The 20,002-nt window shown below is 68.7% G+C and carries 19 protein-coding genes and 1 pseudogene; 6 read left to right on the top strand and 14 right to left on the bottom strand.

Features of this window, described 5'->3' with window-relative positions:
• The first annotated feature begins 226 nt into the window (after window positions 1-226).
• The gene (locus tag G4Q83_RS15420) at window positions 227-1,006 is read left to right on the top strand and encodes a GntR family transcriptional regulator (RefSeq protein ID WP_128420556.1); all 780 of its coding nucleotides are present in this window, start codon (window positions 227-229) and stop codon (window positions 1,004-1,006) included.
• Window positions 1,007-1,154: 148 nt separating this feature from the next.
• Here G4Q83_RS15420 and G4Q83_RS15425 read toward each other — a convergent pair whose 3' ends face one another.
• The 12 genes from G4Q83_RS15425 to G4Q83_RS15480 all read right to left on the bottom strand — a co-directional run bounded on the left by G4Q83_RS15425 (window position 1,155) and on the right by G4Q83_RS15480 (window position 12,810).
• A complete protein-coding gene (locus G4Q83_RS15425) occupies window positions 1,155-2,510 on the bottom strand; it encodes an SLC13 family permease (protein WP_128420557.1) in 1,356 nt (451 codons plus the stop codon).
• Window positions 2,511-2,645: 135 nt separating this feature from the next.
• Window positions 2,646-3,566, bottom strand: coding sequence for an acyltransferase domain-containing protein (locus G4Q83_RS15430; RefSeq protein WP_128420558.1), 921 nt, complete (start codon window positions 3,564-3,566; stop codon window positions 2,646-2,648).
• Window positions 3,563-4,375, bottom strand: coding sequence for a triphosphoribosyl-dephospho-CoA synthase MdcB (gene mdcB / locus G4Q83_RS15435; protein ID WP_128420559.1), 813 nt, complete (start codon window positions 4,373-4,375; stop codon window positions 3,563-3,565). Before mdcB ends, G4Q83_RS15430 begins: the two co-directional genes overlap by 4 nt.
• Before the next feature lie 407 nt (window positions 4,376-4,782).
• A complete protein-coding gene (gene mdcG, locus G4Q83_RS15440; RefSeq protein WP_128420560.1) occupies window positions 4,783-5,436 on the bottom strand; it encodes a malonate decarboxylase holo-[acyl-carrier-protein] synthase in 654 nt (217 codons plus the stop codon).
• On the bottom strand, window positions 5,429-6,133 hold the full coding sequence (gene mdcE, locus G4Q83_RS15445) for a biotin-independent malonate decarboxylase subunit gamma (RefSeq protein WP_128420561.1): 705 nt from the start codon (window positions 6,131-6,133) through the stop codon (window positions 5,429-5,431). The genes mdcG and mdcE overlap by 8 nt, the downstream gene beginning before the upstream one ends.
• On the bottom strand, window positions 6,133-7,047 hold the full coding sequence (locus G4Q83_RS15450; protein ID WP_128420562.1) for a biotin-independent malonate decarboxylase subunit beta: 915 nt from the start codon (window positions 7,045-7,047) through the stop codon (window positions 6,133-6,135). The genes mdcE and G4Q83_RS15450 overlap by 1 nt, the downstream gene beginning before the upstream one ends.
• A 421-nt stretch (window positions 7,048-7,468) precedes the next feature.
• Window positions 7,469-7,783 carry a malonate decarboxylase acyl carrier protein gene (mdcC, locus tag G4Q83_RS15455; RefSeq protein ID WP_128420563.1) on the bottom strand — a complete coding sequence of 105 codons (315 nt, stop codon included), beginning with the start codon at window positions 7,781-7,783 and terminating at the stop codon, window positions 7,469-7,471.
• Window positions 7,784-7,791: 8 nt separating this feature from the next.
• Window positions 7,792-9,435 (bottom strand): malonate decarboxylase subunit alpha, encoded by a 1,644-nt coding sequence (gene mdcA / locus G4Q83_RS15460; RefSeq protein ID WP_128420564.1) that lies wholly within the window; start codon window positions 9,433-9,435, stop codon window positions 7,792-7,794.
• 174 nt (window positions 9,436-9,609) lie between these two features.
• A protein-coding gene (locus G4Q83_RS15465; RefSeq protein WP_246432117.1) for an IS5 family transposase occupies window positions 9,610-10,373 on the bottom strand; the annotation gives its coding sequence in 2 pieces (ribosomal slippage) (window positions 9,610-10,058 and window positions 10,058-10,373; 765 coding nt in all).
• 322 nt (window positions 10,374-10,695) lie between these two features.
• Window positions 10,696-11,679, bottom strand: coding sequence for an IS5 family transposase (locus tag G4Q83_RS15470; protein WP_185817191.1), 984 nt, complete (start codon window positions 11,677-11,679; stop codon window positions 10,696-10,698).
• 39 nt (window positions 11,680-11,718) lie between these two features.
• The gene (locus tag G4Q83_RS15475) at window positions 11,719-12,036 is read right to left on the bottom strand and encodes a hypothetical protein (RefSeq protein WP_128420039.1); all 318 of its coding nucleotides are present in this window, start codon (window positions 12,034-12,036) and stop codon (window positions 11,719-11,721) included.
• Window positions 12,037-12,054: 18 nt separating this feature from the next.
• Complete coding sequence (locus G4Q83_RS15480; protein WP_128420040.1) at window positions 12,055-12,810, bottom strand: IclR family transcriptional regulator; 756 nt, start codon at window positions 12,808-12,810, stop codon at window positions 12,055-12,057.
• Window positions 12,811-13,107: 297 nt separating this feature from the next.
• Between G4Q83_RS15480 and fucP the strand changes: the two genes are divergently transcribed.
• The 4 genes and pseudogenes from fucP to G4Q83_RS15500 all read left to right on the top strand — a co-directional run bounded on the left by fucP (window position 13,108) and on the right by G4Q83_RS15500 (window position 16,041).
• On the top strand, window positions 13,108-14,424 hold the full coding sequence (gene fucP / locus G4Q83_RS15485; protein WP_128420041.1) for an L-fucose:H+ symporter permease: 1,317 nt from the start codon (window positions 13,108-13,110) through the stop codon (window positions 14,422-14,424).
• 1 nt (window position 14,425) lies between these two features.
• Window positions 14,426-14,803, top strand: a complete 378-nt coding sequence (locus tag G4Q83_RS15490; protein WP_128420042.1) for an L-rhamnose mutarotase — start codon at window positions 14,426-14,428, stop codon at window positions 14,801-14,803.
• 729 nt (window positions 14,804-15,532) lie between these two features.
• Window positions 15,533-15,760, top strand: a pseudogene (locus G4Q83_RS24720) (DDE-type integrase/transposase/recombinase); the annotation flags it as partial.
• A gap of 95 nt (window positions 15,761-15,855) precedes the next feature.
• Window positions 15,856-16,041, top strand: a complete 186-nt coding sequence (locus G4Q83_RS15500; RefSeq protein ID WP_158255004.1) for an IS3 family transposase — start codon at window positions 15,856-15,858, stop codon at window positions 16,039-16,041.
• A gap of 333 nt (window positions 16,042-16,374) precedes the next feature.
• Here the strand turns inward: G4Q83_RS15500 and G4Q83_RS15505 are convergent, their stop codons facing one another.
• The gene (locus G4Q83_RS15505; protein WP_128420045.1) at window positions 16,375-17,814 is read right to left on the bottom strand and encodes a S41 family peptidase; all 1,440 of its coding nucleotides are present in this window, start codon (window positions 17,812-17,814) and stop codon (window positions 16,375-16,377) included.
• 105 nt (window positions 17,815-17,919) lie between these two features.
• The gene (locus G4Q83_RS15510) at window positions 17,920-19,209 is read right to left on the bottom strand and encodes a murein hydrolase activator EnvC family protein (RefSeq protein WP_128420064.1); all 1,290 of its coding nucleotides are present in this window, start codon (window positions 19,207-19,209) and stop codon (window positions 17,920-17,922) included.
• Between the two features lie 125 nt (window positions 19,210-19,334).
• Here G4Q83_RS15510 and G4Q83_RS15515 point away from each other — a divergent pair, with 125 nt between their 5' ends.
• Complete coding sequence (locus G4Q83_RS15515) at window positions 19,335-19,997, top strand: DUF4097 family beta strand repeat-containing protein (protein WP_128420046.1); 663 nt, start codon at window positions 19,335-19,337, stop codon at window positions 19,995-19,997.
• The last annotated feature ends 5 nt before the right edge of the window (window positions 19,998-20,002 follow it).

The following is a 20,002-nucleotide window of genomic DNA, read 5'->3' on the forward strand; positions in this document are numbered from 1 at the left end:
GAGATAAAGCGGCGACGAGCCCGACAAGGCCGCATCCAGGGTGCTCAAGGACGGCCGCACCGGGAAGGACAGCAAGAGCGCCGCAGGATCGGCGCTGTCGCAGCGCCCGGACAAGAAGAAGAGCGAATAGGGCGCATGGGCGCGAGCCCGGCGCCGACGGGGTGTCCCGCTGGCCGCTAGAATGCCGCATTGCCGTCACCAGGCTCCAGAGCGCTTCGATCCGCCGATGACCCTCGCGCCCGACACCCGCACGCCGCGCAAGCGCGTGGCGCTGTACGAAGACGTGGCCGAGCGGCTGCGGCAGAAGATCTACGACTACGTGCTGCCGCCGGGCGACTGGATCGACGAGCCGGCGCTGGTCGCCGAACTGGGCATCAGCCGCACCCCGCTGCGCGAGAGCCTGAAGCTGCTCGCCGCCGAAGGCCTGGTGCAGATCGAACCCGGGCGCGGCGCGCGCGTGACCCGGCTGAACCTGGAAGACCTCAACGAGCTGTTCCCGGTGATGGCGCTGCTGGAAGGCCGCTGCGCCTACGAGGCGGTGCGCAAGGTCGACGCCGCCGGCCTGGCGCGACTGGAAGCGCTGCACGCGCGCATGGAACAGGCCGCGGGCGAAGGCGACCTGGCCGAATACTACCGGCAGAACTACCTGATCCACGAATCGGTGCAGGAGCTCGCCGGCAACCCGTGGCTGATCCGCGTCACCCACGATCTGCACCGCATCCTGAAGATGCACCGCGGCCGGCAGCTGCTGGCGCCGGGACGCCTGCAGCAGTCGCTGTCCGAACACCGCGACCTGATGGACTGCTTCCGTCGCCAGGACGCCGAAGGCGCCGAGCGCACCATGAACCAGCACCTGCGCAGCCAGGGCAACGCCCTGGCGATGTACGTCGCCGCCGGCGGCAAGCTCAACGTGCCGGCGCCGTTGCCTGGTGGCGGGGAGCCGGGAATGGGGAATAGGGAATCGTTGGACGGCAGGAATTCGGGAGCGGGGATTGGGGATTCATAACCGCGGCGGCGGCTCCGCTCCAGAGCACGCCTTGCAAGTGCCGCACAAAAAAGCGCCGCCCCCCAGGGCCGGCGCTTTTTTGTTCAACGCATGTTGGATCAGGGACCGCGATCCGCTCTAACCACTCCCCAATCCCAACCCCGGCCGCTCAAAGCCACCCCGGCACCACCAACAGCAGCCAGGCCAGCAGCGGACCGAAGGCGACCACCAGGCCGCTGTAGATCAGGAAGCGCTTGTACAGCGACTCGCGTTCGTCCGGAGCGGCCGAGGCCACCACCAGCGCGCCGTTGGTCGAGAACGGGCTCACGTCCACCACCGTGGAGGAAATCGCCAGGGCGCAGATCACCCCGGCCGCGCCGAGATGACCCTGCAGCAGGAACGGCACCGCCAGCGGGATGGTCGCGCCCAGCACCGCCGCCGAGGAGGCGAACGCGGACACGATGCCGCCGACGTAGCACACCAGCAAGGCGCCGAGCAGCGGGATGCCGATATCGGACACGCCGTTGCCGATGTAGTCCACCGCCCCGCTCTCCTGCAGCACCGCCACGTAGGTGACCACGCCGCTGATCAGCAGCACCGTGGACCAGCTGATGCCGTCCACCGCGCCCTTCTGCGCCTTCGGCGACAGCAGCGCCAGCACCACCGCCACGGTCATCGACACCAGGCCGACGTTGAGGTTGTAGATCAGCGAGGCGATGCCCAGGCCGAGCAGGCCGAACAGGGTCAGCACCCGGTCGCGGTTCAGGCGCATCGCGTCCAGCGCCGCCGGGTCGGTCGACAGGGTGCCGCCGCCGGCCGACAGCAACACGCCATGGCCCTCGATCGCGAACTGGCGGTGCGAGGACTCATCGCCCACCGGCATGTACTCGGCGTTGGCCAGCGACGGCGCCTGCCCGCGCCGCAGCAGCGCCAGGCCGCCGAAGGCGAAGAAGCAGATCAGCGCCATCAGCAGGTTGAAGCCGAGGCTGGTCAGGAACACCGCCATCTCGGTCACGTCCAGCCCGGCCTTCTCCACCACCTTGTTGGTGATGCCGCCGTACACGCTGATCGGCGAGAAGCCACCGGCCTGCGCGCCGTGGATCACCAGCAGGCCCATCATCAGCGGATTGATCCGGTACTGCCTGGCGAAGCGCAGCGCGACCGGGCCGATGATCGCCACCGCCGCCGGGCCGAGCGCGCCGAAGGCGGTCAGCACCGCGGTGACCACGAACATCACCCACGGGATCGCCACGATCTTGCCGCGGACCGCGCGCACCGCCCAATGCACCAGCAGATCGATGGTGCCGTTGTTGCGCGCGATCGCGAACAGATAGGTGATGCCGACCAGGGTCAGGAACAGGTCGCCGGGGAATCCGGCCAGGACCTCCTTCCCGTCCATGCCGACCCATACGCCACCGATGATGAAGGCCAACGCGAACGCGACGGCGCCCATGTTGACCGGCAACGCCGTGGCCACGATGAACATGACGATCAAGCCGATGATCGTCGCGATTTGTGGACTCATGCGCCCTCCCGAGCTTGCTGGATCCGTACCACTGCCGCGAATGGCCACCCGCCACCCTGGGTCGATCGCCCACTGCCAACCGCCGTTGCGGCGCGACGGCTCCCATCGCCGCCCCCCATCGCCGCCACGGCCGCATCACTGCATGCGTTGCTCCGCCTGCCGCGCCCAGGCCGCCGCCGCGGCCAGGCTGCCGAACTCTTCCACCGAGCGTGCCTGGCAGTCTGGCAACAGCTCGCGCACGATGCGCGCCAGCGCACCGCCCGGTCCCAGTTCCAGGAACACCCGCGCGCCGCGCTCGGCGGCCTGGCGCAGCGTGCCCGCCCAATCCAGGGTCGTCGCCAGCTGCGCCGACAGCGTGCCGATGGCGTCGTCGCGGTCGCCGATGCGGTGCCCGTCGATGCCGGCCAGCAGCGTGGCGCGCGGCGCGGCCAGCGCGGCGGCGCGCAGGTCGGCGGCGAAGGTCTGCGCCGCGCTCGCCAGCAGCGGCGTATGCGCGGCCACCGCGACCGGCAGCCGCGTGACCCGCGCGCGCAGGGCGCGCGCCTGGCGCGCGCCCTGCGCCAGCGCATCGGCATGCCCGCCGAGAATCAGATGGTCGTCGCCGTTGACGATGGCGATGTGCAGGCCGGTCTGCGCGCACAGCGCCTCGGCGGCGTCGCGCAGCAGGCCCTGCACCGCGATCAGGCCGTCGCCGTTGCGGCTGGCGGCATCCATGCGCTGCGCGCGCCGCACCGCCAGCGCCAGGCAGGTCGACGCATCCATGCCGCCGCCCAGCGCGTGCGCGGCCAGCTCGCCGATGCTGTAGCCGAGCAGCATGGCCGGCGTCGGCAACTGCGGCAGCAGCACCGCGGCATTGGCCAATGCCGCGGCGCAGACCAGGGGCTGCGCGACCGCGTTGTCGTAGCGCGCATCGGCGCCGGCCAGCGCGCGCGCATCGGCGTCGAGCACCTGCGCGGCCGCGGCCAGCACCGCCTCGGCCGCAGGCGCGCCGGCGCTGTAGTCGAACATTGCCGGATGTTGCGCGCCCTGCCCCGGGCATAGCAGCGCCAGGCTCATGCGGTCTCCTGGCGCTGCAGGAAGCAGGCGCAGGCGAGCAGGTCGGCGCTGCCGCCCGGGCTCAGCCGGCGTGCGACGAAGGCATCGCCGATGCGCGCCAGCCGCTGGCGCCACTGCGGCTGCGCCGCACCGCCGGCATCGAGGAACGCCCGCGCGCTGCGCTGCGCGAAGCGCAGGCCGTCGCGGCCGCCGCGATGCAGCAGGTTCAGATCCTCGGTGTGCGCGATCAGCAGCAGCAAGGTCTGCGCCATCGCAGCGTCGTGCGCGAAGCCGGCACGCAGCGCGCCGCGCAGCGCCGGCAGCGCCAGTTCGCGCAGCAGCGGAAACCCTTCAGCGGCCTGTTCGCGCACGCCCGCCACGCCATGCAGGCGGCGCATGCGTTGGCCGTGGCTGTGCGGATCCAGCGGCGCGTCCGGCAGCGCGTCGCGCCACAGGCCGACCGCGTTGCAGACCGCCACGCCATCCGTGGCCGCTTGATGCTGGCGGCGCAGCCGCGCCGCCGCGGCGACCAATAGGCCCAGGCTGAAGATCGCGCCGCGGTGGGTGTTGATGCCGCCGGTGGCGCGCAGCATGGCGCGCTCGGCAACGATGCCGAGTTCGCGCAGCGCCGGGAATGCGGCGTCCGCCGCTCCGGCGGCGGCGATCGCGACGAAGTAGCCGCGCAATGCGAACAAGCTGCGCAGGAAGGTGGCCGCGTCCATGTCCTCGTGGCTGCCGCGATCGAACGGCGTGACCAGGCCGGGCTTCGGCGCGCAGGCCAGCTCGGCGTGCAGGCTGGCCACGGCGAGACGGCCGAGGCGGTGCGGCATGGCCGCGGTGCATGGAGCGTTCGCCACTGCATCCGCTGCGGTCGAAGTCACTCGCAGAGAGCCCGCAAATTGCGCTGCAGGAGGGGCTGCAACCCCGACCACTTCCGGCACCGGGAAGATCGTGGTTTCGTTCGTCGCGGCCGAAGCCGCTCCCACAGGGAGTCGCCGATGGCTGGCTACCTGCACTGTGAGGGGGACTTCAGTCCCGACGGCTTCCGAAGCCGGAAGGTTTGACGCTGTGTTCGTCGCGACTGAAGCCGCTCCTACAGGGGGCAGCAGGTGGCTGGCCGATTCCCCTGTAGGAGGGGCTTCAGCCCCGACCACCGGTGGCGCCAACATGTCCGCGGCGGCGGACGCCAGCGCGGGGAAATCGCCGTCCTCGTTGCTGCGCTTCCCCTGCAGGTCCATCACGCCGCCCAGGCTTGCAGCAGCGCCGCACGCGGTTGCAGCCGGCAGTCGCGCAGCGCCTTGACCAGCAGTTGCGCGCTGTCGCCGGCCAGTTCGCGCCAGCTCACCGCACTGCCGTCGGGCAGCAGCACTTCGCCGTCGACGCGGCGGCCGTGGCGCTGCTCCCAGCGCGCCAGGTCGGCGAGCAACGCGCTCGCCTGCGCCGGCGTCGGCACCTGCCACAACAGGTCGATATCCGAGCCGGCGCGCACATACGGCAGGCCGGTCAGCGCCTGCCAGGCGAAGGCGCCGAACACGCGCGGCACCAGGCCATGACCGGCGGCCAACGTCTGCAATGCGTGCAGCGGTGTCCGCCAGTCGGCCACGGCCTGTCCCTGCGCGCAGACCTCGTCCAGCGTCGGCGGGGCGCGCTGCCGCAGCACCGCGCCCGGCGCTGCCGACAGCGACAGCCGCTGCTTGCCCTCGGCCGGCGGCAACGGCACGCCCAGGCGCAGCTGCTGCGCATCGTCGCCGCGATCGCCGCGCGCGACGATCGCCGGATGGCCGGCAGCGAACCAGGCGCGCAGGCGCGCCTGCGCACCCGGCGTACGCGCCTGCCACGGTGCATCGGCCGCGAGCCAGACCAGCTCGTGCCGGGCAAGCGGCTCATGCATGGCCGGCCGCGACCTCCGCGGCGATCGATGCGGCGAGCAGGCGGCCGTTGCGCTCGGCGCCGCGTTGCGCGCGTTCGTCGCCGCGCAGCGGCGCCTGCAGCGCGGCGACCAGTGCCTGCGCCAGAGCGTCCACCCACAGCGCCTGCACCGCACCCATCGCCACGTAGTTCTCCACGCCCGGCGCGAACACCGGCGAGTTCTCGCTCAGGGCCTGCAGTTTCTCCAGCGGCTGCTTGGTGACCCGCGCCATCGCGCGCAGGTCCATCACCCGCACCTGCGCCTCGGGCAGCGCATAGATCGCGTCGGCCATCAGCCCGAACGCAAGGAAGCCGCCGCTGACCGATTCGCCGTAGACCAGCGTGAGCAGGCGCGCGCCGCGCCGCCGCGCCAGATCCAGGCACTGCGCCAGGTGGCCGAAGTAGCCGTTGATGCCCAGCAATTCGTCCTTGCGCGACGGGCGCTGGCCGGCGGTATCGACCAGCATCACGATCGGCCGCTGCGGATGTGCGCGGGTGCTGTCCAGCACCGCGGCGGCCAGCGCCAGCGCGTGCTCCACACCCACTTCCAGCTTGTCCGCGCTGCCGATCACGGTGACCTCGCCCAACGTAGTGGTGGCGCTGCCGCAGATCACGCCGTCGCTTACATCGACCCGGTGGCCGAGCGGGAACAGTTGCTGCAACAGAGGGGGCAGGTCCATCACGGGCTCTGGTCGGCGACGGCGGCAAGGAAGGCGGCGGTGTCCAGCAGCGGCAACGCTTCCGGATCGGCGATGCCTTGCCGGCGCCAGATCTCCGTGCCGTCGCGGCAATCGCCGTAGGCGTCCAGGCGCTGGCGCAGCGCGGCGTGTTCGGCGGCGATGCGCGCCAGGCCGTCGTCGTCCGCGGCCGGCGCATGCGCGGCCAGCGCGGCGATCGCCGCAGCGCGGAACTCCTCGATGGCGTCGGCCACCAGCGCCTGCGCCTCGCCGAGCAGATAGCGGTGCTTGCCGCCGGTCACGCGCCAGACCAGGGCGCGGTCGCGCGCGTCGAATTCGTCCACCCCGCGCACGGTCTCGATCACTTCCGGACCCGACAGGCCCAGCCGTCCTTCCTCGGACATGACGATGCGCGAGCAGCAACGGCTGACGATGCCCATGCCGCCGAAGCAGCCGTTGCCGCTGCCGATCAGCGCCAGCACCGGCACGCCGGCGGCGCGCGCGTCCAGGGTGACGCGCATGATCTCGGAGATCGCGATCAAGCCGGCGTTGGCCTCGTGCAAGCGCACGCCGCCGGTATCCGGCAACAGCAGCACCGCCGCCGGCCGGGTCGCGACGGCGCGCTGCAGCAGCCCGGTGAGCTTGGCGCCGTGCACCTCGCCGACCGCGCCGCCCATGAACTGGCCCTGCTGCGCGGCGACCAGCACCGCGCGCCCGTCGAGCCGGCCCTCGCCGACCACGATGCCGTCGTCGAACGCGCCGGGTTGGTCCAGCTGCGCCAGGTGCGGACTCATCGCGCGCTGGCGCGGGCCGACGAACTCGCGGAACGAACCGGGATCGAGCACGCCGGCGATGCGCTCGCGCGCATCGGCTTCGTAGAAGCTGCGCGGACGGCGGTTGTCGGGGATCGCGCTCATGCGCACCTCCGGTGTGGGCGATAGGCGTGCGGCGCAGGACGAACGGAATGATGGTTGGCCGCGGCGATGCCTCCTGCAGGAGCGGCTTTGGGTGGCCTCGGGCCATCAGCCGCGACGAACGCAGCCCTGATATCACCGGCTACGAAAACGATAGGGGCTGAAGCTCCTCCCATAGGGAATGCGGCGCACCGATGCTGCGACCCGATCCCCACCACAACCGCAAGCACTGAAACCCTGTACATGACGCCCCCGCCCGAAGCTACCTTCGATAGCGCGAAGTCTCCTGTGGGAGCGACTTCAGTGGCGACGAACGACGCCGAGATATCGCTGGCTCCAGACACCATCGGGGCTGACGGCCCGAGGCCACCCAAAGCCCCTGCTACAGAAAGCACCGCGATTGCGGATGTCGGGATTCGATGCATCACGCATCCTCCTGCAAGGCTTCCACCGCCTGGTCCAGGCGCAGCCCGACCACCGCCGGTGTGGCACCGACGTCGTTGATCGAGATGCGCACGTCGCGCAGCGGATGGCGCGCGGCGAAATCGTCCAGCAGCGCCTGCCAGATCGTGCCGAAGCCGTGCGCGGCGGTGACGATCTCGATCTGCATCGCCCCGCCCAGCTCCTGCGGTTCGATCAGCACTTCCAGGTTGCCGGACGACACCACGCCGACCAGCACGTGGTCGCGCCGGCCGTTCGGCGCCAGGCGCCCGTCGTAGCGATAGCGAAGGGTTTCCATCGGCGTCCCTACCAGTTGCGGAAACGTTGCGGCGGCGCATACAGGCCGCCGGACCAGCGCACCAGGTCCTTGACGCTGCGCGCGGCCAGCAGGTCGCGGCTGGCGTCGCGCAGGCGGATGCCCAGGTCCTCGGGGCGGCGGATCACGCCGCGATCGCGCAGGTTCTCGACCATGCGCTTGTCGCGGCCCAGGCCCACCGCGGTGTAGCCGGCCACGCCGCGGATCGCCTGTTCGCGCTCCTCCGCGCTGCGGCACAGCAGCAGGTTGGCGATGCCGTCCTCGGTCAGCACGTGGCTGACGTCGTCGCCGTAGATCATCACCGGCGGCAGCGGCATCCTCGCGCGCTCGGCCAGTTCCCACGCGTCGAGTCGCTCGACGAAGGCCGGCGCCATGTGTTCGCGGAAGGTCTCCACCATCTGCACCACCAGCTTGCGACCACGCGGCATCTCGCCCGGGCGCGCGGCCTCGCGCCCGGCCTTGAGCCAGGCATTGCTGCCGTGGCGGCGCCCGCGCGCGTCCGAGCCCATGTTCGGCGCGCCGCCGAAGCCGGCGATGCGGTCGCGGGTGGCGGTGGAACTGTTGCCCTGCAGGTCGATCTGCAGGGTGGAGCCGATGAACATGTCGCAGGCGTACAGGCCGGCGGTCTGCGAGAACGCGCGGTTGGAGCGCATCGAACCGTCCGGACCGGCGAAGAACACGTCGGCGCGCGCGGCGATGTAGTGCTCCATGCCCAGTTCCGAGCCGAACGAATGCACCGACTCGACGAAGCCCGACTCGATCGCCGGGATCAGCGCCGGATGCGGATTCAACGCCCAGTGCCGACAGATCTTGCCGCGCAGGCCCAGCGATTGGGCGTAGGTCGGCAGCAGCAGCTCGATCGCCGCGGTATCGAAGCCGATGCCGTGGTTGAGCCGGTCCACGCCGTACTCGGCGTAGATGCCCTTGATCGCCATCATCGCCATCAGCACCTGGATCTCGGAGATCTGCGCCGGGTCGCGGGTGAACAGCGGTTCGATGTAGTGCGGGCGCGGCGCCTGCATCACGTAGCCGATCCAGTCGGCAGGGATGTCCACGCGCGGCAGCGTGTCGAGGATCTCATTGACCTGGGCGACGACGATGCCGCCCTTGAACGCGGTGGCCTCGGCTATCACCGGGGTGTCCTCGGTGTTCGGCCCGGTGTAGAGATTGCCGTGGCGATCGGCCGCCTGCGCCGCGACCAGCGCCACGCGCGGAGTCAGATCGACGAAATAGCGCCCGAACAGTTCCAGGTAGGTGTGGATCGCGCCGATCTCGATGCGGTTGTCGGCGACCAGCCGCGCCAGGCGCAGCGCCTGCGGCCCGGAGAAGGAGAAATCCAGGCGCTGGGCGATGCCGCGTTCGAACACGTCCAGGTGCGAGGGCAGCGCCAGCACCGACTGCAGCAGGTGCAGCCCGTGCACCCGCGCCGGGTCGACCTCGGTGAGGCATTGCGACAGGAAATCGGCCTGCTTCTGGTTGTTGCCTTCCACGCAGACGCGGTCGCCGGGCTCGATCACCGCCTCCAGCAGCGCGACCGCGTCCTCGGCCTGCACCAGCCGCCCACGCGCCAGTGCGGCGGCGCGCTGCATGCGTTGCCGGCGATTGTCGGCGAACGTATTCCAGTCTTGAGGCATGAGGCTTTCCGTCGGCCGATGAAGGGGCGGCCCCACCTCGCAGCGGGGCCGGTCGAAATTGTAATTACGATATAATTATGAAACCGTGACCAATGCACGCTGCGCTGCAACAGGCGCTTCTACTAACGCAAGAAGCGCTGGCGCAACTCTCTGACTAGGTGCACCTAGGGCCTGTTAACACATCCGAAGCCCATCAACGACCAGGACGAAGCTGAGGAATCCAAGGAACATGGCATCCAGCTTCTCGAAGCGCGAGAAAATCCGGCGGTAGCCTTTCAGGCGACGGAACAGTCTCTCCACTTCGTTGCGCCGCTTGTACATCTCCCGGTTGTATTCCCAAGGCTCGACCCGATTGGATTTCGGCGGGACCACCGGCACGAAGCCAAGATCGAGCGCCAACTGGCGGGTTTGGTTGCCTTCGTAGGCACGGTCCATCAACAAATGAATCGGCCGCTCCACTGGCCCCAGGTGTTCAAGCAACGTGCGGCCTGCAGGTGCGTCATGCACGTTACCAGGCGTCAATCCAAAGGTGATGGCTGTTCGAGCATCTGCGGCAACCATATGAATCTTGGTGTTCCATCCACCGCGGGACTTGCCGACGGCCTGCGGACCGTTTTTTTTAATGCGCCCGTGCCATCGGGATGCACCTTGATGCTGGTGGAGTCCAGCGAGATTGCTTCGATTTTGATGCGCACGATCTGGGACTTCTGCAATTGGGCCAACATCCGGTCCAGCACACCCGCCTTGGCCCAGCGGTTCATGCGTGTGTACACCGTGTGCCAGTTGCCAAAGCGCTTGGGCAGGCCGCGCCATTTGCAGCCATGCTCGGCAACGTAAAGGATGGCGTTGACCACTTGCAGGTTGGTCATGCTGACATTGCCGCGCTGTGCCGGCAGGCAGTGTTCGAGTAGGGAAAATTGTGCTGGCGTGATCTCCATGCCCGATAGTTTAAACGCTCGGGCCATTAGTGTTAACAGGCCATAGTCACTTCAGAGGGGGCAGCAACTTGGGAATTTGCGGCGGCACATCTTGTAGGCCTTGCAGCGCGGCTGATTCCTTAGCGAGCATATCTCGATGCCAGAAAGAAAGTGCCCCCAACTCCGGAACATCGTAGGTAAGCGACCCGACCGATATCGCGGTCACTAAGGATAGTCTGATCAACGCGGTCGGAGGATGAGGCAAGCCATATCGACCACGCCCACGGCGCTCAGACCCTCGGTTTTTCGCCGTTTCCGGCGCATTTCCGGGGTATTGCCCGGGTTACAGGCACACCCTCCCCACGACAGGCAGCAACTGCTTTCGCTTCAGCCACAGGTTCGACAGCGCAAACAGCGTCAGCACCTGCGCGGTGTTCTTCGCCAAGCCGCGATAGCGCACCTTGACGTAGCCAAACTGGCGCTTGATCACCCGGAACGGATGCTCCACCTTCGCCCTCAGGCTGGCCTTGGCGTGCTCCCAGCGCTGTGCCCACTTCAATTCGCGCTTGCTCTTGATCTGCTTCAGCTTCGAGGGCTTCTCCGCGATCAGATAGCGCAGCTTGCGCTTGCTCGCCATCTCCTCGCGCTTGGCCAGCCCGGTGTAGCCGCTGTCGCCGCATACCGTGTCTTCCTTGCCGTGCAGCAGCTTGTGCGCCTGGGTGATATCTGCGGCGTTGGCCGCCGTGCATTCCAAGTGGTGCACCAGCCCGGACTCATCGTCCACGCCGATGTGCGCTTTCATCCCGAAGTAGTACTGATTGCCCTTCTTGGTCTGGTGCATTTCCGGGTCGCGCTCGCCGTTCTTGTTCTTGGTCGAGCTGGGCGCGGCAATGATCGTGGCGTCCACGATGGTGCCGCCGCGCAGGCTCTGGCCCTTGCGCGATAGGTGCGCGTTGACCCGGTTGAACAGCGTGCGCGCCAGATCGTGCGTCTCCAGCAACCGGCGGAAGTTGAGGATCGTGGTCTCGTCCGGCACCTCATCCAACCCGCCGATCCTGGCGAAACGGCGCATCGACGCCGTGTCGTACAAGGCTTCTTCCGCGCCCGGGTCGCTCAGTGCGTACCACTGCTGCAGAAAGTGGATGCGCAGCATTGTCTCCAGCGGGTACGGCTGACGGCCCGGATGGCCCGACTTCGGATAGTGCGGCGCGATCAGCGCCAGCAGGTCTTTCCACGGCACCACCTGATCCATCTCGGCCAGCAACCTTTCGCGCCGCGTCTGCTTGCGCTTGCCGTTGTACTCCGCGTCGCCGAAAGACAATTGCATCGTCGTTGTCCTGTTGGGCTTTGTACGATTGTCGCAGGATCAGAGGGAGTTGTTCAGACCATCCCTAAGGAACAAATCTCCGATGACGAGATGCGTAAGAATTTCTCGTTCACTCCACATCTGGTCGCTACCTCGACGCCCCAGTTGAAGCAAGCCACCGTGCATGAACTTATGCAACCAAGTGCCCGCACCTTTGATTGCGGAATGATGCTCGATTGCCAGATCAATGGCTTTACGAGCAAAGTCAGCCCGTAACAGAGATGGACGGGTTGTAGGCAAGAGCCGACCCAAATCAACACAGCGCTGCCTTGATTGAAGGCAACGTGCTTCGATGTTCGCCTTAGCTTTCGCGTCCATGAGTGCGATCCATAAGTCCTACACGCCCAACGCCGCACTGATCTGCGCCGCCGCCGCGCACACCGCCTGCATCGCCGCCTGCGCGTCGATCTGTTGCGGGCGGCGCTCGATGAAGGGCACGGTCAGCGTGTAGCCGGCGCTGCCGTGCTGCAGGATCGGCGCGGTCAGATCGACCACCCCGACCACCGCTTCGCTGGGGTGGATGCTGTAGCCCAGCGCGCGCACCTGCGCGGCGGCGGCGAGGAAGCCGGCGCGGTCGTAGGCCACCTCGCCGGCGTCCAGGCGCTGCAGCAGCCGCGCCTGCGCGTCGGCGTGCTGGAACGCGAACAGCACCAGGCCGGAGGTGGAATGGGCGAGCGGGCGGCGGTGGCCGGGGCGCACCACCAGGCCCAGGTCGCTGGGCACGTCCATCTGCGCGATCACCACGATCTGGTCGTCCGACGGCGCCACCAGGTGGCACGGCTGGCGGATCGCGTCGGCCAGTCGGCGCATTACCGGCAGCGCCACCTCGGTGACGTTGCGTACCTGCGGCTGCTGCATGCCCAGCATGAACAAGCGATTGGTCAGCACGTAGCCGCCCTCGCCCGGCCCCTTGGTCAGGTAGCCGCGCTCCTCCAGCACCTGCAGCATGCGGAAGATCTCGCCGCGCGAGCGGCCGATCCCCTGCGAGATCTCGCCCATCGTCATCGGCCGCGCGTCGCGCGCCAGCAATTCGAGGATGTCCAGGCCCTTGTCCAGGGCGGGGGCACGGTACTTGGGCGGGGGCGTGGTCATTCCGTCGAGGCCCGGCAGGGGGGTGTGGAAGGGCGCTAGGGTACAGGGAATGTCCGTGGACAGAAGCGCGGCGAATCGGGTCCGCGGCCGGCGCGCCGACGGCCGGATAGCGCGTTCGTTGCGACCCGCGCCCACCGGTGCTGTCGCCGGCGACGGCGGCACGCGCCAAGCATCGAACACGCTTGCGGGCCATGCAAATATAAATACGAATTTTATATTTGCATGGCGCCAGCGGTCGCAGTACGCTCCGGGCACAATCCAACGCCACGCGGGCACATCCTGGGAGGGGTAGGCAGCATGCACCACAGCAGCGACACCGCCACAGCGGCGCCCGGCGGCAGTCTGGCGCGTACCGCCATCATGCCCCTAGTCCTGATCGTCAGCCTGTTCTTCCTCTGGGGCATGGCGAACAACCTCAACGACATCCTGATCAAACAGTTCAAGAAGGCCTTCGCGCTGTCCGACCTGCAGGCCGGGCTGGTGCAGAGCGCGTTCTACCTGGGCTACTTCGTGTTCGCGATCCCGGCGGCGATGTGCATGCGCCGCTTCAGCTACAAGGCGGCGGTGGTGCTCGGGCTGCTGCTGTACGCGGCCGGCGCGTTCCTGTTCTACCCGGCCGCGCAGGAGCACACCTACGGGCTGTTCCTGCTGGCCCTGTTCGTGATCGCCAGCGGCCTGGCGTTCCTGGAAACCACCGCCAATCCGCTGGTCACCGTGCTCGGCCCGGCCGAGGGCGCGGCGCGGCGGCTGAACCTGGCGCAGGCGTTCAATCCGCTGGGCTCGATCACCGGCGTGCTGATCGGCCAGCATTTCATCCTGTCCGGCGTGGAGCACACGCCGCAAGAACTGGAGGCGATGGCGCCGGCCGCGCGCGCCAGCTTCTTCGCCGCCGAATCGGCGGCGGTACAGACGCCGTACCTCATCATCGGCGCGGTGGTGGTGCTGTGGGCGCTGTTGATCGCGCTGACCCGCTTCCCGGTCACCCGCGACAACGGCGCCGCCGCCAGCGGCGGCAAGGCCTATTTCGGCCCGCTGCTGCGCAACGGGTGCTTCGTGTTCGCGGTAGTCGCGCAATTCTTCTACGTCGGCGCGCAGGTCGGCATCTGGAGCTATCTGATCCGCTACCTGCAGGACGCGGTGCCGGGTACGCCGGAGAAGACCGCGGCCAGCTTCCTGACCGTCTCGCTGGTGCTGTTCATGGCCGGCCGCTTCGTCGGCACTGGGTTGCTGCGCTATGTGGCGCCGGCGCGGCTGTTGGGTGCATTCGCGCTGTTCAACCTGCTGCTGTGCAGCGTGGCGATCGCGCTGCCGGGCTGGACCGGCCTGTACGCGCTGGTGGCCAGCAGCCTGTTCATGTCGGTGATGTTCCCGACCATTTTCGCGCTGGGCCTGGACGGGCTGGACGACGACGCGCGCAAGCTCGGCTCCTCGCTGATCGTGATGGCGATCATCGGCGGCGCCGCATTGACCGCGCTGATGGGCGCGGTGTCCGACCATGCCGGCATCCACTGGGCGATGGCGGTGCCGGCGCTGTGCTTCGCGGTGATCCTCGGCTTCGCGCTGCGTGCGCCGTGCGCGGCCGCCGCGGCGTCTGGCGTGCCCACGGGAGCCTGAGATGCCGCGTCACTGCTATCTGCTGGACCTGCACGACGACCCGGCGCTGATCGCCGAGTACGAGCGCTGGCATCGCGCCGACACGGTATGGCCTGAGATCGTCGCTTCGATCCGCGCCGCCGGCATCCGCGAACTGGACATCCATCGCTGCGGCGACCGCCTGGTGATGCTGATGGAAGTGGACGTGGACTACGCGCCTGCGGCCAAGGCCGCCGCCGACACGGCCGATCCGCGCGTGCAGGCGTGGGAAGCCCTCATGTGGCGCTTCCAGAAACCGCTGCCGGGCTCGGCGCCGGGCGAGAAATGGCGCGAGGCGCTGCAGATCTTTTCGCTGCGGGCGGCGCTGGCGGAGCAGGCGCGGATGCAGGCGTGCGACTGAGGCATTGCGGTCCCTGCTCTGCAAACCACCCTGTAGAAGTCGACTGTCGTGCAGAAGCGATGACAGGAGGGGGGTAAGGGCTCGATCGCGCGCGATGGCATCGAGCCATCGTAGGTACTTGTGCATGCAGGCGACGAGGGCGATCTCGGCGGGTTTGCCTGCGACGGTCAGGCGGGCGTGGGGTGGGCCAATGGGGAGCCGGTGTGGATCGAGGCCCAAGTGGCCATGGACAGCCCCCGCCGCACGTCGGCGCGTCCGCCCTGGATGCGGCGTTGGCCGCGCCAGCGGCCGCTAGCGCATTTTCGATTCGGGTATTTGCCGCCACTGGCGTGTTGTGGGAGCGACTTCAGTCGCGACAAGCTTTGCAAGTAGAGCCATTGGCGACTGAAGTCGCTTCCACAAGTGGCATCACTTGGATCGGAAGTGTTCTAGGGCGATTGAACGGCGCCAGCCCGACCAGGGCGAGGATCTTGCGCGGATGCACAGTGCCCAGCTCGGACTGCACACTGTCTATGCGACCAGCCCTCGGAGCAATGGCCGGCCCCGCATGGTGCAGGCGCTGCGTGTCCGTGCCCATGCGGTGGGCCACAAGCGTGTGGCCCGGCTGATGCGTGAGGAGGGCTTGCGGGGCAAGGCCAAGGGCCGCTTCAAGCCTCGCATCACCGGCAGCCGGCATCTGCGCCCAGTGGCCGCAACCGGCTTGCTCGCCAGGTTGCCGTGCACAGCAAGGTGCCGGCGTGGGTCGGCGACATCACTTACCTGCCAACCCGGGAAGGCTGGCTGTACCTGGCCACGGTCATCGACCTGCGCACCGGCCAGATTCTCGGTTACAGCGTGGCCGAGCGCATGCTCGACGACCTGGTGCAGCAGGCCCTGCTCAATGCCTGCGCGATTCACCCGGCCACTGACGGGACGCTGTTCCACTCCGACCGCGGCAGCCAGTACGCTAGCGGTGATTTCGGCAAAACGTTGGTCGCGCACGGCCTGGTTCAGAGCATGAGCCGCAAGGGCAACTGCTGGGAGCGCGCAGCCTGCCCTCGGGGCACAACGCGGTGGCCGAGAGTTTCTTCGCCACGCTCAAGAACGAAGAAGCCACTGGCGTGTACGCGACCAAGGCCGATGCACACGCCGCCATCGCCAGCTACATCCACGGCTTCTATAATTCCATCCGCCTGCATAGCGCGCTCGGCTACCTGTCGCCAAACGACTATGCCAAGCGCTTCAGGCAAGCCGCTTGACCGAAGCTTCTTGGCGTCCGTTGTCAGGGGGCAAGTTCATATGGCGTGATAGCAGCGCCAGCCAATCGCCCATCTGCTGGCGCTTGGACTCGCGCTCGTGTCCGGCAAACAAGCTGATCATCGCAGGGCATCGGCTGTTCTTTCATGCCTTTACGATGCCAAAACAGAGCGGTTTTTAGAGGTGCCCTTCAATCGCGACAGGCCAGACCGATAACGGTTGCCACACATGAGCCAGGACACCCGCATTGGTTCCTCCCCACACCACGCTGGGAAGCTTGGCCCGGCCGCGCAGCATGGGCGCGCGGCTGGCGCAGCGCGGCCGCCGCGCCTGGCTCAGTCGCCGGACGCCGGCACCTCGACCTTGGGCGCATCGGTGTTCGGTGCCGCGGGCGCGGCCGACCTCGGCGCGGACGGCGCGGCCGGCCTCGGCTTCGCCCTGGCCGACTTGGCGGCGGCAGCCTTGGCCACTGCGCCGGGCTGCTTCAGCTCGGCCAGCGCCTGCGCGATCGGCGCGTCGCCGGGCAGCACGTCGCCGGCCCTATAGCCCTCGGCGCCTTCGTCATCGCCATGCAGATGGCCGGGCAGCGTCGCTTCGCTGTAGTCGGCCAGCAGCGCCGGGGGGTTCGCGTCCTGCTTGCTCCCTTCCGGGCGCAACACCACGTCCGGCACGATGCCGCTGGCCTGGATCGACTTGCCGCTGGGCGTGTAGTAGCGCGCCGTGGTCAGCTTGACCGAGTCGCCGTTGTCCAGCGGCAGCACGGTCTGCACCGACCCCTTGCCGAAGGTGCGGCTGCCGACGATGCGCGCGCGCTTGTTGTCGCGCAGCGCACCGGCCAGCACCTCCGAGGCGCTGGCCGACCCGGCGTCGACCAGCACGGCCATCGGCGCACCGTCGAGCACATCGCCGGGTGTGGCATCGAACTTGGAATCGCTGACCGAGATGCGCCCGCGCGTGGTCACGATGGTGCCCTTGTCGAGCACGTCGTCGGCGACCTGCACCGCCGCGGTCAGCAGGCCGCCGGGGTTGCTGCGCAGGTCCAGCACCAGGCCGCGCACCTTGCCGCCGGCCTGCGTCTGCAACTGCTGCAGCTGCCTGTGGAAGTCCGCGCCGGTATCGGCCTGGAAGGTGCTGATGCGGATGTAGCCGTAGCCCGGCTCGAGCATGCGGCTGCGCACGCTGGCCACGCGGATGGTCTGCCGGGTCAGGGTCACATCGAACGGCTTGTCCACTTTCTCGCGGACGATGGTCAGCACCACCTTGCTGCCCGACTCGCCGCGCAACGGCTCCATCGCCTTGACCGCGCTGATCGGCTTGCCGTCGATGGCGACGATGATGTCGCCCGAGCGCAGGCCGGCGCGTGCGGCCGGGGTGTCGTCGATCGGCGACACCACCTTGAGCGTGTTGTCCGGCAACTGCAGCAGCTCCACGCCGATGCCGTCGTAGGCGCCGCTGGCCTGTTCGTCGAAGGCCGCGGCGTCTTCCTTGCTGAAATAGGTGCTGTGCGGGTCCAGGTCGAGCAGCAGGCCGCGGATCGCCGACTGCATCAGTTTCTTGTCATCGACCGGATCGACATAGGCTTCTTTCACCGCGTTGTAGACCGCCACGTAGCGGCGGATCTCGTCCAGCGGCACGCGCGAGGTAGCCGATTCGGTGGCATTCGGATCGTCGGCGCTGGCCGCCGGGGCCATGGGCGTCTGCTCGCCGGCGCGCTGCGCCATCGACGGCAGCGGCGCCAGGGCCAGCAACAGGGCAGCGGACAGGACTACGCGCATGAAGCACTCCGGTTGGGGGATGGCCTGCGCCATTGGCGGCGCAACTGCCTGGATTATGCGCGAAGCCAGACTGAATTCGCGTTGGCTGGACCGCCGCGGCGGCGTTCAGCGCCGCTGCAGCCACGCTGCCGGATCCACCGGCTGGCCGTTGCGGCGCAATTCGAAATACAGCGCCGGGCGTCCCTGGCCGCCGGAATTGCCGACCTTGGCCACCGCATCGCCGCGCTTGACCCGCTCGCCGGGATCGCGCAACAGCGCATCGTTGTGGGCGTACAGGCTCATGTAGCCGTTGCCGTGGTCCAGGATCAGGATCATGCCGTAACCGGTCATCCAGTCGGAGAACACCACCGTGCCGTCGGCCACCGCCGTGATCGTGCTGCCGGCCGGCGCGGCGATCAGCACCCCGCTGCTGGTACGGCCATCGGGCAGCTTGCCGCCATAGCGCGCGAGCAGGTCGCCGGACAACGGCCAGCCCAGGCCGCCGACCTTCAGCGCCGGCGCCAAGGCCACCACCTTGGGCGGCGCCTTGCTGCCGCCGCGCGTCGGATTCTTCGCCGCGGCCTTGGCCTGCGCGGCCTGCTCCGCGGCGGCGCGCTTGGCCGCCGCACGGCGCTCGGCCTCGGCCCGCGCGGCGGCCGCGCGCAGATTGGCCAGCAGCGTCTCCAGCGCCTTGGCGTCCTGGCCCAGCGCCTTCTCGCGTTCACTGCGGTCCTGGTAGCGCTGGTCCAGTTCCGAAACCAGGCTGGCGCGCTGCTTGCGGTCGCGCGCCAGTGCCAGCGCCTGTTCCTGCTGCTTGCGCTGCGCCGCGCTCAGCTGCTGCTGCTGCATCACCACGTCGCGCTGCACCTGTTCCAGCGCCTGCAGCGCATGGGTCAGCGCGGCGATCCGTTGCGCGCGCTCGCGCTGCAGGTAGCGGTGGTAGGCCAGCAGCCGGTTGGCGTCGGCCACCCGGTCCTGCGCCAACAGCAACTTCAGCGGTGCATTGCTACCGATCGCATACGCCGCGCGCAGCAACTGCGCCAGTTCGGCACGCTGCCGCAGCAGACCACCGCGCAGCGTGTCGCACTTGCGCTGCAGTTCGGCCAGGGTCTGCTGCTGCTGGCGCAGCGCCTGCTGGGTCTGCGCCAGGCTGCGTCCGGTGGCGGCTACTTTCTCGTCGGCGTCGCGCAACTGGCGCGCGGCGTCGCCGCGCTTGCCTTCGAGCTGGCGCCGCTCCTCGGCCACGTTCTTCAGCTCGCTGCGCACCTTCTCCAGGCGGTGCGCGGCGTCGCGCGGGTTCTGCGCCGCCGCCAGCGCCGCGGCCAGCAGCAACGCCGTCGCCGCCAGTAGCCGCGGCGCGACGCGCCGGCGTCCGCGCGGGCGCCGTCCCGCCGCGGCGGGTGACGCGGGACGCAACGGAACGAAGACAGTCGCGGGCAAGGGCGTGGTCCAGTGACTTCAGGCAGATGCGGATTGTAGCGAAGCGTGTTGTGATCGCCCCACGATTGGCACCGCGACCAGCCAGCACCCTGGAGGGGATGATGAAGCGTACGCATTTCTCGGCCATGTTGGCGCTGGCCCTGGCCGCCGGCCCGGCCCTGGCGGCGGAAGACATCAGCAAGGTCAACGGCAGCATCACCGCCGAGTCCGGCAAGCAATACGGCGACCTGGAAACCGTGAACGGCAGCATCACCATCGAATCAGGGGCCACCGCTGGCAACGTGGAAACCGTCAACGGCGGCATCAAACTCGCCGGCAACGCGCAGGCCCGGGACCTGTCCACGGTCAACGGCGGCATCCGCGTGGGCCGGCAGGCGCAGATCGCCGGTTCCATCCAGACGGTCAACGGCGGCATCTTCGTCGACCGCGGCGGCCGCGTCGGCGGCGGCGTGGAGAGCGTCAACGGCAACATCGGCCTGGTCGCCACGCAACTGGAGCGCGGCATCGAGACGGTCAACGGCGACATCACCGTCGGCCACGACTCGCACGTCGGCGGCGCAATCGAGATCAAGAAGCCGAGCTTCAGCATGTCGTTCAAACCGTCGCGCAAACCACGCGTCATCATCGGCCCGCGCGCGGTGATCGACGGCCCGCTGCACTTCGAACGCGAGGTGACCCTGCTCGTGCACCGTAGCGCCAAGATCGGTTCGATCAGCGGCGCCACCGCGCAGTCGTTCGACGGCGATACCGCGCCGGACAACTGATCCGG

It is taken from the genome of Xanthomonas theicola, assembly GCF_014236795.1.
GTDB classification, from domain to species: Bacteria; Pseudomonadota; Gammaproteobacteria; order Xanthomonadales; family Xanthomonadaceae; genus Xanthomonas_A; species Xanthomonas_A theicola.